Raw genomic sequence first — 12,303 nt, 5'->3', positions numbered from 1 at the left:
CGTGGCCGCACCCCGCCCGGCATTGCCGCGCGGGGCCGCGCCCCGCTTCGCGGCCTGCCAGCGCCCGGGCGGTGCGCCGCGCGTAATCGCGAATGGCTCAACGCGCCTGGGTCGTGGCAAACTGCCGGTATGACTCCCTCCTTGCCATGAAAGCCAGCCTTCAACTCCGCCTGTCGCAACATCTGGCGCTGACGCCTCAGCTGCAGCAGTCGATCCGGCTCCTGCAGCTGTCGACGCTCGAATTGCAGCAGGAAGTCGCGATGGCCGTCGCGCAGAACCCGCTGCTCGAGAACGACGACGAATGGATCTCCAGCCCACTGCGCGTCGCGGCGGACGGGTCGCTGATCGCACAGACGCCGCTCGCGCCGAACGCCGAACCTCAAGCGACGAACGGCAGCAGCGCGTCGAGCGAGCGCGCCGAACGCGACGAGCCCGCCGGCGCCGACGAATACGACGGCTACGGAACCGGCGACGGCAACGACGGCCCGCAATGGAACCTCGACGAATTCGGCCGCGCGAACGGCGCGTCGGACGACGACGATCTCCCGCCGCTGCAGGTGCAGGAGGCCGCGACGTCGCTGCGCGATCACCTCGCCGCGCAGCTGCGCGTCACGCAGGCCGGCCCGCGCGACCGCGCGCTCGTGATGTTCCTGATCGAATCGCTCGATGACGACGGCTATCTGACCGCGTCGCTCGACGAAGTGCTCGCCGATCTGCCGCCCGAACTCGAAGTCGATTGCGACGAACTGAACGCGGCGCTTGCACTGCTGCACAGCTTCGACCCGGCGGGCGTCGGCGCCCGTTCCGCGTCCGAATGCCTGAAGCTGCAGTTGCTGCGTCTCGATCCGTCCCCGACACGCACGCTCGCGCTGGACATCGTGTCCCAGCACCTGGAGCTGCTCGCCGCGCGCGACTTCACGCGGCTGCGCAAGCATCTGAAGGCGACCGACGACGCGCTGCGCGACGCGCACGCGCTGATCCGCTCGCTCGAGCCATTCCCCGGCGCCGCATACGGGAAGGCCGAGGCCGACTACGTCGTCCCGGACATCATCGTGAAAAAAGCCGGCCAGGGATGGCTCGCGGAACTCAACCCGGAAGTCGTGCCGCGCCTGCGGATCAACAACCTCTACGCGAACATCCTGCGCAACAGCCGCGGCGATCCGTCGACCGGCTCGCTGAAGCAGCAGCTTCAGGAAGCGCGCTGGCTGATCAAGAACATTCAGCAGCGTTTCGACACGATTCTGCGTGTCGCCCAGGCCATTGTCGAACGTCAGAAGAATTTCTTTGCGCACGGTGAAATTGCCATGCGCCCCTTGGTTTTGCGGGAAATAGCTGATACGCTGGGCCTACACGAGTCGACTGTCAGCCGTGTGACAACCGGCAAGTACATGCTGACCCCGTTCGGGACGCTTGAATTTAAGTACTTCTTCGGATCGCACGTCTCGACCGACACCGGTGGCGCCGCCTCGTCGACCGCCATCCGAGCCCTGATCAAGCAACTGATAGGAGCCGAAGACCCAAAATCGCCACTTTCGGACAGCCGCATTGCCGAGCTGCTGGCAGAACAAGGCTTCGTGGTCGCGCGCCGCACGGTTGCCAAGTATCGCGAAGCCCTCAGGATCCCGGCAGTGAATCTGCGCAAGTCTCTTTAAGCCTGCTGCCTGCCCGGCGGCAGGCGTGTTCCGGCCACCGCGCATACGGGGAACAGGCCGGGCGACCTGTCCGCGATCCACCGCCTCGCGCGGCACGGGCAAGTCGACCGGAGCGCCGCCTCGATGCGGCCGGGTGGTCACTCGCTTGGAGAAGCACTATGAACCTGAAGATCAGTGGACATCATCTCGAAGTCACGCCTGCAATTCGCGAATACGTGATCACCAAGCTGGACCGGGTGCTACGCCATAGCGATCAGGTGATCGATGGCACTGTGATCCTCTCGGTCGACAATCACAAGGAAAAGGACAAGCAGCAGCGCGCGGAAGTCAACCTGCATCTGAAGGGCAAGGACATCTTCGTCGAAAGCGCGAACGGCAACCTGTACGCGGCGATCGATCTGCTGATCGACAAGCTGGACCGCCAGGTCGTCAAGCACATGGAGCGTCTGCAAACGCACGCGCACGATCCGATCAAGCATCAGCCGTCAGTCGATCAGATCGAACTGCCGCCGCAATAACCGTCGTCGCAACACGCACGCCGCCCGGTTCGCCGGGCGTTTTTTTTGCGGGTCGCTGCAGTGGTGCGACCGGTCCGTCCATGCCGCACCAGGCGCTCGGCTGTGTTCTATAATGCTCCGGTTATCGCCGGGGGGCGTGCGGTCCGGTCGCCGCGTTGCAGGTCGCCGATGCCGAATGCCTTGATATCGCCGAACATGGAAAATCAGTCTGCCGCCGCAAGGAGACCCCAGGCCGCCCAATCGCCTGCCAACATGAATCGCCTAGCCAAAATCCTGCCCATAGAGAACGTCGTCATCGACCTCTCCGTCACCAGCAAGAAACGCGTCTTCGAACAAGCGGGGCTGATCTTCGAGAATCAGAACGGCATCGCCCGCAGCACCGTCACGGACAACCTGTTCGCGCGGGAGCGGCTCGGTTCGACCGGCCTCGGCGAAGGCGTCGCGATTCCGCACGGGCGGATCAAGGGTCTCAAGCATCCGCTCGCCGCGTTCGTGCGGCTCGCCGACCCGATCCCGTTCGAAGCGCCCGACGGCCAACCGGTCGGGCTCCTGATTTTCCTGCTGGTCCCCGAACAGGCGACGCAGCAGCACCTCGAAATCCTGTCGGAGATCGCGCAACTGCTGTCCGATCGCGACGCGCGCGAGCGTCTGCACAACGAAACGGACATCGCCGAGTTGCATCGCCTGCTCACTCAGTGGCAACCTTGAGTTGATCCGGGCGGAATATTTTCCCGAACGACGCGGCGCACGCCGCGACCGGCCGCCCGGCGCCGGCCCGGCATGGCGACGCCCGTCGCCGCGCGCACGCACCGGCTCATTGGAGTGACGAGAGTCATGGATACGTCCAGCATCAACGCCCAGAGCATCTTCGACGACAACGCCGCCACGCTGAAGCTGAGCTGGCTGACGGGGCATGAAGGCTGGGAACGCGGCTTTTCCGCCGATACCGTCGCGAACGCGACGTCGAGCGCCGATCTCGTCGGTCACCTGAACCTGATCCATCCGAACCGGATCCAGGTGCTCGGCGAGGCCGAAATCGACTACTACCAGCGGCAGACCGACGAAGACCGCTCCCGCCACATGGCCGAGCTGATCGCGCTCGAACCGCCGTTTCTCGTCGTCGCCGGCGGCGCCGCTGCCCCGCCCGAACTGGTGCTGCGCTGCACGCGGTCTTCCACGCCGCTGTTCACCACGCCGATGTCGGCCGCCGCGGTGATCGACAGCCTGCGGCTCTACATGTCGCGCATCCTCGCGCCGCGCGCGACGCTGCACGGCGTGTTCCTCGACATCCTCGGAATGGGCGTGCTGCTCACCGGCGATTCGGGCCTCGGCAAGAGCGAGCTCGGTCTCGAGCTGATCAGTCGCGGCCACGGCCTCGTCGCCGACGACGCGGTCGATTTCGTCCGACTTGGCCCCGATTTCGTCGAAGGCCGCTGCCCGCCGCTGCTGCAAAACCTGCTCGAAGTGCGCGGCCTCGGCCTGCTCGACATCAAGACGATCTTCGGCGAGACCGCCGTGCGACGAAAAATGAAGCTGAAGCTGATCGTTCAGCTCGTGCGCCGGCCGGACGGCGAGTTCCAGCGGCTGCCGCTCGAAAGCCAGACGGTCGACGTGCTCGGGCTGCCGATCAGCAAGGTCACGATCCAGGTCGCGGCCGGCCGCAACCTCGCGGTGCTCGTCGAGGCGGCGGTACGCAACACGATCCTGCAGCTGCGTGGCATCGACACGTTGCGCGACTTCATGGACCGGCAACGCCTCGCGATGCAGGATCCGGACAGCCAGTTCCCCGGCAAGCTCGTGTAACCCTGCCCGCGCCGGCCACGGCGTCGAGCCGGTGCTATGATGAAACGTCAGGATTTTCTGCTTCCCATGCGCATCGTCCTCATCACCGGCATCTCCGGCTCCGGCAAATCCGTCGCGCTGAACGCGCTGGAAGACGCAGGCTATTACTGCGTCGACAACCTGCCGCCGCACGTGCTGCCCGAACTCGCCCGCTACCTCGCCGCGGAAGGCCAGCGCCGCCTCGCGGTCGCGATCGACGCGCGCTCGAGCGCGTCGCTCGACGAAATGCCCGGCCTGATCCGCGCGCTGTCGCGCGAGCACGACGTGCGCGTGCTGTTCCTCAACGCGAGCACGCAAGCGCTGATTCAGCGCTTCTCCGAAACGCGCCGCCGTCATCCGCTGTCCGGTTCGCCGTCGCACGATGCGAACGTCGGGCTGCTGTCGTCGCTCGAGGAAGCGATCGAGCGCGAGCGCGAACTCGTCGCGCCGCTCGCCGAGTTCGGCCACCAGATCGACACGAGCACGCTGCGCGCGAACGTGCTGCGCACGTGGGTCAAGCGCTTCATCGAGCAGAAGAACAACGACCTGATGCTGATGTTCGAATCGTTCGGCTTCAAGCGCGGCGTGCCGCTCGACGCCGATCTGATGTTCGACGTACGCGCGCTGCCGAATCCGTACTACGACCACGAGCTGCGCCCGCTCACCGGGCTCGACCAGCCGGTCATCGCCTTTCTCGACGCACTGCCGATCGTCCACCAGATGATCGACGACATCCATGCGTTCCTGATGAAATGGCTGCCGCACTTTCGCGAAGACAACCGCAGCTATCTGACCGTCGCCATCGGCTGCACGGGCGGCCAGCATCGCTCGGTGTTCATCGCGGAAACGCTCGCCGCGCGCGTCGCGCACGAAGCGAACGTGATCGTGCGGCATCGTGACGCGCCGGTGGATGTCGACGCGTCGTCGCGGCTCGTGACCGAGGTCGACCGACCTTAGGAACGCCGCCTCTTCGCCAGCGCGCCATGTCCTCCCTATCGACGACCCTGATCGACCTGCCGCTGTTTCCGCTGCACACGGTGCTGTTTCCGGGCGGCCTGCTGCCACTGAAGGTGTTCGAAGCGCGCTATCTCGACATGGCGCGCGCGTGCCTGCGCGACGACGCACCGTTCGGCGTGTGTCTGCTGAAGAGCGGCCCCGAAGTCGCGCAGGACGGCGCCGTATCGGTGCCCGAGACGATCGGCTGCATGGCGCGCATCGTCGAATGCGACACCGGCGAATTCGGGATGCTGTATCTGAAGGCGATCGGCACGCAACGGTTCGAACTGCTGTCGCATCGGGTCGAAAGCAACGGATTGCTGGTGGGCATCGCGGAGCCGCTGCCCGACGACATCCCGCTCGAAGGCGAACAGGCGCTCGCGCAGTTCGGCTGTTGCGCGGAGGTGCTGGAACGGATCATCGACGCGCTGCAGAAGTCGGACCCCGGCAAGCTGCCGTTTTGCGAACCGTTCCGTCTCGACGATCCCACCTGGGTATCGAACCGCCTCGCGGAATTGCTGCCGCTCGACCTGCGTGCGCGACAGAAGCTGATGGAGTTTCCGGACGTCGGCGCGCGCATCGACGCCGTGCATCACGTGCTCGATCGGCACGGCTGGCTGTAAGCGTCACGCCGCGCGCGACACCTCGCGCGGACGCGAGCAGCCTTCTCTCCTTTGCCGCCCGACGCTCAGCGCGCCTGAGGGCTCGACGCGGTTCGCAAAACGCAGCATGCGCCGCCCTTCCCGCTCGCTACAGCAGCGGCCCGCTCAGCGCATCGAGCAGCTTGCGCACCGGTGCCGGCACGCCGTACGCGTCGAGTCCGCTCAGCGGCACCCAGGCCGTGTCAGCATCCTGCGCGTGCGCGAGCGGCAGACCGCCGCCGTCCGCGACGTCGCTGAGCCGCGGCTCGATCTCGAGCCTGAAGTGCGTGAACGTGTGCGTGAGCGGAGCAAGCGGTACAGGGCCGCCGCCGCCGAAGCGGCGCGCAAGCGCGGCGAGCGCGGCGTCGCCGTCGGCCTGCGGCAGGCTCCACAGCCCGCCCCAGATGCCGGCCGGCGGGCGCCGCTCGAGCAATACTGCATCGCCGTCGCGCAGCACGAGCATCCATGTACGACGCGTCGGCACCGTCTTCTTCGGCCGCGCGGCCGGCAATTCGCGCTGTCGGCCCGTCGATTGCGCGACGCAGTCGCCGGCGAACGGGCAGCGCGCGCAATCCGGCTTGCCGCGCACGCACAGCGTCGCGCCCAGATCCATCAGTCCCTGCGTATACGCGCTCACGTCGGCCGCGTTCGCCGCGTCCGGCAGCAGCGATTCGGCGAGCGCCCACATGTCGTTCTCGACGCGCTTGTCGCCCGGAAAGCCCTCGACGCCGAACACGCGAGCGAGCACGCGCTTCACGTTGCCGTCGAGGATCGTCGCGCGTGCGCCGTACGCGAACGACGCGATCGCGGCGGCCGTCGAGCGGCCGATGCCGGGCAGTTCGGCGAGCGCGTCGGGGGTCGATGGAAACGCGCCGCCGTGCTCGGCGACGACGACCTGCGCGCAGCGATGCAGATTGCGCGCACGCGAGTAGTAGCCGAGCCCGGCCCACAACGCCATCACGTCGTCGATCGGCGCGGCGGCGAGCGCGGCGACGTCCGGGTAGCGTTCGAGAAACCGCGTGTAATACGGGATGACGGTCGACACCTGCGTCTGTTGCAGCATGATTTCCGACAGCCAGATCCGGTACGGATCGCGCGTGTTCTGCCACGGCAGGTCGTGGCGGCCATGTATGCGCTGCCACGCGATCAGCCGCGAGGCGAACGTGCGATGCAGCGGCGTGACGGGAAACGGAGCGGGAGCGGTGCGGGGCGGCTTCAAGGGTGGTTCGAATCTCGGAGATCTTGGAGAAAAAGGTTCAACGCTGGCAGGCCGGGCAGAAATACGTCGACCGCTGACCCTGCACGATCTGCCGGATCGGTGTGCCGCATACGCGGCAAGGCTCGCCCGCACGGTCGTAGACGAAGCAATCGAGCTGGAAATAGCCGCTTTCGCCGTTGCTGCCGACGAAGTCGCGCAGTGTGCTGCCGCCGCGCTCGATCGCATCGGCGAGCGTCGCGCGCACCGCGTCGGCCAGCCGCTCGTAGCGCGGCAGCGATACCTTGCCGGCCGCGGTAGTCGGACGAATGCCCGCGCGAAACAGGCTCTCCGACGCATAGATGTTGCCGACGCCGACGACGATGTCGCCCGCGAGCAGCGCCTGTTTCACCGACACCGTGCGGCCGCGCGTGCGCGCATGCAGCAGCGCGCCGCTGAATGCCGCCGAGAACGGCTCGACGCCGAGGCTCGCGAGCAGCGGATGCGCATGCACGTCGCCCGCTTCGCGCGGATGCCACAGCACGGCGCCGAAGCGGCGCGGATCGCGAAACCGCAGCACGAAGTCGTCGAAGATCCAGTCGATGTGGTCGTGCTTCGCGGCAACCGGCACGCCGGCCGCCGGCAGCACGCGCAGCGTGCCCGTCATGCCGAGATGGACGATGAACCAGCCCGCATCGACCTCGAAAAGCAGGTACTTGCCGCGGCGCTCGACCGCGCGCACCTCGCGCGCGCGCAATTGTTCGGCGAGCCCGGCCGGCACGGGCCAGCGCAGCATCGCGGTACGCACGTCGACACGCTCGACGCGGCGGCCCGCGACAAAGGGTTCGATGCCCCTGCGCGTGACTTCGACTTCTGGCAACTCTGGCATGTTCGGCGGGTCTGAAACTGGATTCACGATCGTGCGTGTATTGTAGCGAGCGCGATACAATCGGTTGAAACATCGAACGGATTTCCATGACCCTGCCCTCGAAGCTGCTTCAGAAGCGCCTCGCCGCCGAGCGTAGCGCGCGTGCGTTCCCGGTTCGCCGCGCGCTCGGCGCCGCGCTGTTCGCTGCCTGGACTCTCACCGCCTTCCCGGCCCATGCACAAGGCCCGGCGTCGGACGACGACGCCCAGTCGCAGCGCGCGTTCGACCACGTGATGCCGGACGAGAAGAAGGATTTGCCGGCCGTCCCGCTGACCAGCCAGATCGTCTACCAGGTGCTCGCGGCCGAGGTCGCCCTCCAGCGCAATCAGCCTGCGCCCGCATACCAGACCTATCTCGCGCTTGCGCGCGACACGCGCGACCCGCGCATGGCGCAGCGTGCGACCGAGATCGCGCTCGGCGCGCAAAGCCCGGCCGACGCGCTGACCGCCGCGAATCTGTGGCGCCAGTACGCGCCCGATTCGAATCGCGCATCGCAGGTCGACGCGGCGCTGCTCGTGCTCGCAGGCAAGCCCGCCGACGCGCAGCCGATGCTCGCGCGCGAGCTCGCACGGGCGACCGGCGAAACGCGCGGCCCGGCGATCCTCGCGCTGCAGGCGCTGCTCGTGCGCGGCCCGGACCGCGTCGGCGGCCTCGCGGTGCTGAAGGACATGCTGAAGAACGACATGAGCCGGCCCGAGGCGCAGTTCGCGATCGCACGGCAGCAGCTCGCGGTCGACGACAAGGAAGGCGCCGCGCAATCGCTGAAGCGCGCGCTGCAGATCCGCCCCGACTATCTGCCGGCCGCGCTGATGCTGTCGCAGATGGGGCCGGAGGAACGCGCGGCCGGCATCGCGTCGTTCGAGAAGTATGTTCAGCAGAATCCGAAGTCGCGCGACGCGCGGCTCGCGCTGTCGCAGCTCTACCTCGCCGACGATCGCCTCGACGACGCGCAGAAGCAGTTCGAGACGATGCGCAAGCTCGACTCGAAGGATCCGACGCCGCTGATGGCGCTCGCGCTGATCAAGATTCAGCAGAAGAAGCTCGACGACGCGAGCGCGTACCTGAAGCAGTACGTGCAGCTCGGCGACAAGCAGCCGAATCTCGACGTCGGCCAGGGTTACATCTACCTCGCGCAGATCGCGATCGAGCAAGGCAACGACGCGCAGGCGGCGCAATGGCTCGACAAGGTCGACCAGACGAGCCAGCACTACCTGCCCGCACAGATCACGCGCGCGCAGCTGCTGCAGAAACAGGGCAAGACCGACGAAGCGCGCAAGGTGCTCGACAATCTGCAGGTCACGGATCCGCGCGATGCTGCGGTGATCGCACGCACCGACGCGTCGATCCTGTTCACCGCGAAGCGCTATTCGGAAGCCGAGGCGCGGCTCGGGCAGGCGGTGCAGGACTTCCCCGACGATCCCGATCTGCGCTACGACTACGCGATGGCGGCCGAGAAGACCGGCCACTACGCGACGATGGAAAAGCAGCTGCGCGAGCTGATCCGCACGCAGCCGGACAATCCGCAGGCGTACAACGCGCTCGGCTATTCGCTTGCCGACCGCAACCAGCGGCTGCCGGAAGCCAGCAAGCTGATCGAGAAAGCGCTGTCGCTCGCGCCGAACGACGCGTACATCATGGACAGCCTCGGCTGGGTGAAGTACAGAATGGGCGACACGGCCGGCGCGGCGAAGGTGCTGCGGCGCGCGTACGACCTGCAGCCGAACGCGGAGATCGGTGCGCACCTGGGTGAAGTGCTGTGGAAAAGCGGCGCGCAGGACGACGCGCGTTCCGCGTGGCGTGCCGCGCGCAAGCTCGAGCCCGACAACGAGACGCTCGTGCAGACGCTGAAACGCTTCCAGATCAACGACCTCTGATGCCGACGTTCCCGATGTTTCCCCGCTCCTCGCGCGCGCGGCGCGCCGTTGCCGCACTCGCGGCAGCACTTGCGCTAGCCGGTTGCGCGAGCACGCCGCCGTCGGCGAACGCACCGTCGGGCGCGGTGCTGCAGACCGCCGCGACGCACGCGTATCACGGCCGCTTCGCGGTGCAGTACAGCGATCGTTTCGGCAAGACGCAAAACGTGTACGGCAACTTCGACTGGCAGGAGCACGGCGACGACGTATCGCTCGAGTTGCGCAGCCCGCTCGGCCAGACGCTCGCGATCGTGAAATCGACGCCGCGCGCGGCGTCGCTCGAATTGCCGAATCGCCAGCCGCAATACGCGACCGACGTCGGCGAGCTGATGCAGAACACGCTCGGCTTCTCGCTGCCGCTCGCGGGGTTGCGCTACTGGCTGCTGCCGACGCCCGCGCCCGCGACGCCTGCGGAGACCGTGCGCGATCCGGCCGACGGCACGCGCGTCAAGCAGATCCGTCAGGACGGCTGGACGATCGACTACCTCGCCTACGCGGACGCACCGGCCACGGGCGTCAAGCGCGTCAACCTCGTGCGCGCGACACCGCCGCTCGACATCAAGCTCGTGCTCGATCAGTGAGCGCGAACGCCTAGCCAGACATACGCATGACCGATTCGACCCGCTCGCTGCGCAACTGCCTTGCGCCCGCGAAACTCAACCTGTTCCTGCACATCACCGGCCGTCGCCCGGACGGCTATCACGATCTGCAGAGCGTGTTCCAGCTGCTGAACTGGGGCGACACGCTGCACTTCACGCTGCGCGACGACGGCAGCGTCGTACGCGTCACCGACGTGCCGGGCGTGCCCGAGCAAAGCGATCTCGTCGTGCGCGCGGCGAACCTGCTGAAAGCGCATACGGGCACCGCGGCCGGCGTCGACATCGAGATCGACAAATGCCTGCCGATGGGCGCAGGCCTCGGCGGAGGCAGCTCCGATGCAGCGACGACGCTGCTCGCGCTGAATCGCCTGTGGCGACTCGATTTGCCGCGCGCGGAATTGCAGTCGCTTGCCGTGAAACTCGGCGCCGACGTGCCTTTCTTCGTTTTTGGAAAAAATGCGTTCGCAGAGGGTATCGGAGAAGAATTAGCTGAGGTAGAATTGCCGACTCGCTGGTTCCTGGTTGTGACGCCAAGCGTTCATGTCCCGACCGCTGAAATTTTTTCAGACGCGTTGTTGACAAGAGATTCGAAGCCAGTCACAATTACGGACTTTCTTGCACAGCAAAGCATCGATGCGAGATGGCCAGACAGTTTCGGCCGGAACGACATGCAGCAAGTTGTGACAAGTAAGTACGCGGAAGTTGCGCAGGTGGTCAAATGGTTGTATGATGTGGCCCCCGCGAGGATGACCGGCTCCGGAGCAAGCGTGTTTGCAGCGTTTCGCAGCAAACAGGAGGCAGAAGCGGCAAAAGCCAATCTGCCCGCCGGCTGGAACGGCGCAGTTGCCGAGAGCCTGAACGAGCATCCGCTCTTCGCTTTCGCGTCATGAAGTTTTACTTTGTCGGATAACCTACCGTCCGGCGGAGTTGTCAGTTAAGTGTAGGGGAGTCGCCAAGTTGGTTAAGGCACCGGATTTTGATTCCGGCATGCGAGGGTTCGAGTCCTTCCTCCCCTGCCAAAAATTTCCCGCATTTCCCGCCCAAGCCTGAAGCAGGTGCACGATGAGCAGCCATGACGGCCTGATGGTTTTTACTGGCAACGCGAATCCCGCGCTCGCCCAGGAAGTCGTCAATATTCTTGGAATTCCCCTCGGCAAGGCAATGGTCAGCCGTTTCTCCGACGGCGAGATCCAGGTCGAGATCCAGGAAAACGTGCGTGGCAAGGACGTGTTCGTCCTGCAATCCACGTGCGCGCCGACCAACGACAATCTGATGGAACTGATGATCATGGTCGACGCGCTGAAGCGCGCATCTGCCGGCCGGATCACCGCTGCCATCCCCTACTTCGGCTATGCCCGCCAGGACCGCCGCCCGCGTTCGGCGCGCGTCGCGATCTCGGCGAAGGTCGTCGCGAACATGCTGGAAATCGCCGGCGTCGAGCGGATCATCACGATGGATCTGCACGCCGACCAGATTCAGGGCTTCTTCGACATCCCGGTCGACAACATCTACGCGACGCCGATCCTGCTCGGCGATCTGCGCAAGCAGAACTACTCGGATCTGCTGGTCGTGTCGCCGGACGTCGGCGGTGTCGTGCGCGCGCGTGCGCTCGCGAAACAGCTGAACTGCGATCTCGCGATCATCGACAAGCGTCGCCCGAAGGCGAACGTCGCCGAAGTGATGAACATCATCGGTGAAGTCGAAGGCCGCACCTGCGTGATCATGGACGACATGGTCGATACGGCCGGCACGCTGTGCAAGGCCGCGCAAGTGCTGAAGGACCGCGGCGCGAAGCAGGTGTTCGCATACGCGACGCACCCGGTGCTGTCGGGCGGCGCCGCCGAGCGCATCGCGGCATCGGCACTCGACGAACTCGTCGTGACCGATACGATCCCGCTGTCGGCCGAGTCGCTCGGTTGCTCGAAGATCCGTTCGCTGACGAGCGCGAGCCTGCTGGCCGAAACGTTCTCGCGGATTCGTCGCGGCGACTCGGTGATGTCGCTGTTCGCGGAATCCTGATCGGAACCGACAAAGCAAAGC

Annotated in this window: 12 protein-coding genes and 1 tRNA gene; 11 read left to right on the top strand and 2 right to left on the bottom strand. The window is 66.2% G+C overall.

Going from position 1 to position 12,303, the window contains the following annotated elements; all coding sequences use genetic code 11:
• Nucleotides 1-146: 146 nt before the first annotated feature.
• From BUB20358_RS20120 to BUB20358_RS20095, 6 genes are all read left to right on the top strand, one after another.
• Complete coding sequence (locus tag BUB20358_RS20120) at nt 147-1,652, top strand: RNA polymerase factor sigma-54 (RefSeq protein WP_035971708.1); 1,506 nt, start codon at nt 147-149, stop codon at nt 1,650-1,652.
• Nucleotides 1,653-1,810: 158 nt separating this feature from the next.
• The gene (gene hpf, locus BUB20358_RS20115) at nt 1,811-2,170 is read left to right on the top strand and encodes a ribosome hibernation-promoting factor, HPF/YfiA family (protein WP_006763372.1); all 360 of its coding nucleotides are present in this window, start codon (nt 1,811-1,813) and stop codon (nt 2,168-2,170) included.
• A 168-nt stretch (nt 2,171-2,338) separates the two neighbouring features.
• On the top strand, nt 2,339-2,878 hold the full coding sequence (locus BUB20358_RS20110) for a PTS sugar transporter subunit IIA (protein ID WP_081293569.1): 540 nt from the start codon (nt 2,339-2,341) through the stop codon (nt 2,876-2,878).
• Between the two features lie 126 nt (nt 2,879-3,004).
• The gene (hprK, locus tag BUB20358_RS20105) at nt 3,005-3,973 is read left to right on the top strand and encodes an HPr(Ser) kinase/phosphatase (protein ID WP_010090664.1); all 969 of its coding nucleotides are present in this window, start codon (nt 3,005-3,007) and stop codon (nt 3,971-3,973) included.
• Between the two features lie 66 nt (nt 3,974-4,039).
• Nucleotides 4,040-4,948: an RNase adapter RapZ gene (gene rapZ, locus BUB20358_RS20100; protein ID WP_006763369.1), complete on the top strand. Its 909-nt coding sequence runs from the start codon at nt 4,040-4,042 to the stop codon at nt 4,946-4,948.
• A gap of 26 nt (nt 4,949-4,974) precedes the next feature.
• The gene (locus BUB20358_RS20095) at nt 4,975-5,610 is read left to right on the top strand and encodes an LON peptidase substrate-binding domain-containing protein (RefSeq protein WP_006763368.1); all 636 of its coding nucleotides are present in this window, start codon (nt 4,975-4,977) and stop codon (nt 5,608-5,610) included.
• A 127-nt stretch (nt 5,611-5,737) separates the two neighbouring features.
• Here BUB20358_RS20095 and mutY read toward each other — a convergent pair whose 3' ends face one another.
• Both mutY and mutM read right to left on the bottom strand, forming a co-directional pair.
• Nucleotides 5,738-6,847 carry an A/G-specific adenine glycosylase gene (mutY, locus tag BUB20358_RS20090; RefSeq protein WP_035971702.1) on the bottom strand — a complete coding sequence of 370 codons (1,110 nt, stop codon included), beginning with the start codon at nt 6,845-6,847 and terminating at the stop codon, nt 5,738-5,740.
• A gap of 37 nt (nt 6,848-6,884) precedes the next feature.
• On the bottom strand, nt 6,885-7,712 hold the full coding sequence (mutM, locus tag BUB20358_RS20085) for a bifunctional DNA-formamidopyrimidine glycosylase/DNA-(apurinic or apyrimidinic site) lyase (RefSeq protein WP_035971700.1): 828 nt from the start codon (nt 7,710-7,712) through the stop codon (nt 6,885-6,887).
• An 86-nt stretch (nt 7,713-7,798) separates the two neighbouring features.
• On the opposite strand from mutM, the gene BUB20358_RS20080 reads away from it, so the two are divergent.
• From BUB20358_RS20080 to BUB20358_RS20060, 5 genes are all read left to right on the top strand, one after another.
• A complete protein-coding gene (locus BUB20358_RS20080) occupies nt 7,799-9,625 on the top strand; it encodes a tetratricopeptide repeat protein (RefSeq protein WP_006763366.1) in 1,827 nt (608 codons plus the stop codon).
• Complete coding sequence (lolB, locus tag BUB20358_RS20075) at nt 9,625-10,245, top strand: lipoprotein insertase outer membrane protein LolB (protein ID WP_006763365.1); 621 nt, start codon at nt 9,625-9,627, stop codon at nt 10,243-10,245. Before BUB20358_RS20080 ends, lolB begins: the two co-directional genes overlap by 1 nt.
• Before the next feature lie 26 nt (nt 10,246-10,271).
• Nucleotides 10,272-11,153 carry a 4-(cytidine 5'-diphospho)-2-C-methyl-D-erythritol kinase gene (ispE, locus tag BUB20358_RS20070; RefSeq protein WP_006763364.1) on the top strand — a complete coding sequence of 294 codons (882 nt, stop codon included), beginning with the start codon at nt 10,272-10,274 and terminating at the stop codon, nt 11,151-11,153.
• Between the two features lie 52 nt (nt 11,154-11,205).
• Nucleotides 11,206-11,282: transfer RNA gene (locus BUB20358_RS20065), tRNA-Gln, on the top strand.
• Nucleotides 11,283-11,325: 43 nt separating this feature from the next.
• Complete coding sequence (locus BUB20358_RS20060) at nt 11,326-12,282, top strand: ribose-phosphate pyrophosphokinase (RefSeq protein ID WP_006763363.1); 957 nt, start codon at nt 11,326-11,328, stop codon at nt 12,280-12,282.
• Nucleotides 12,283-12,303 lie beyond the last annotated feature (21 nt).

Source organism: Burkholderia dolosa, assembly GCF_902499135.1.
Lineage (GTDB): Bacteria > Pseudomonadota > Gammaproteobacteria > Burkholderiales > Burkholderiaceae > Burkholderia > Burkholderia dolosa.
This window is presented reverse-complemented; position numbering and strand designations above follow the sequence as displayed.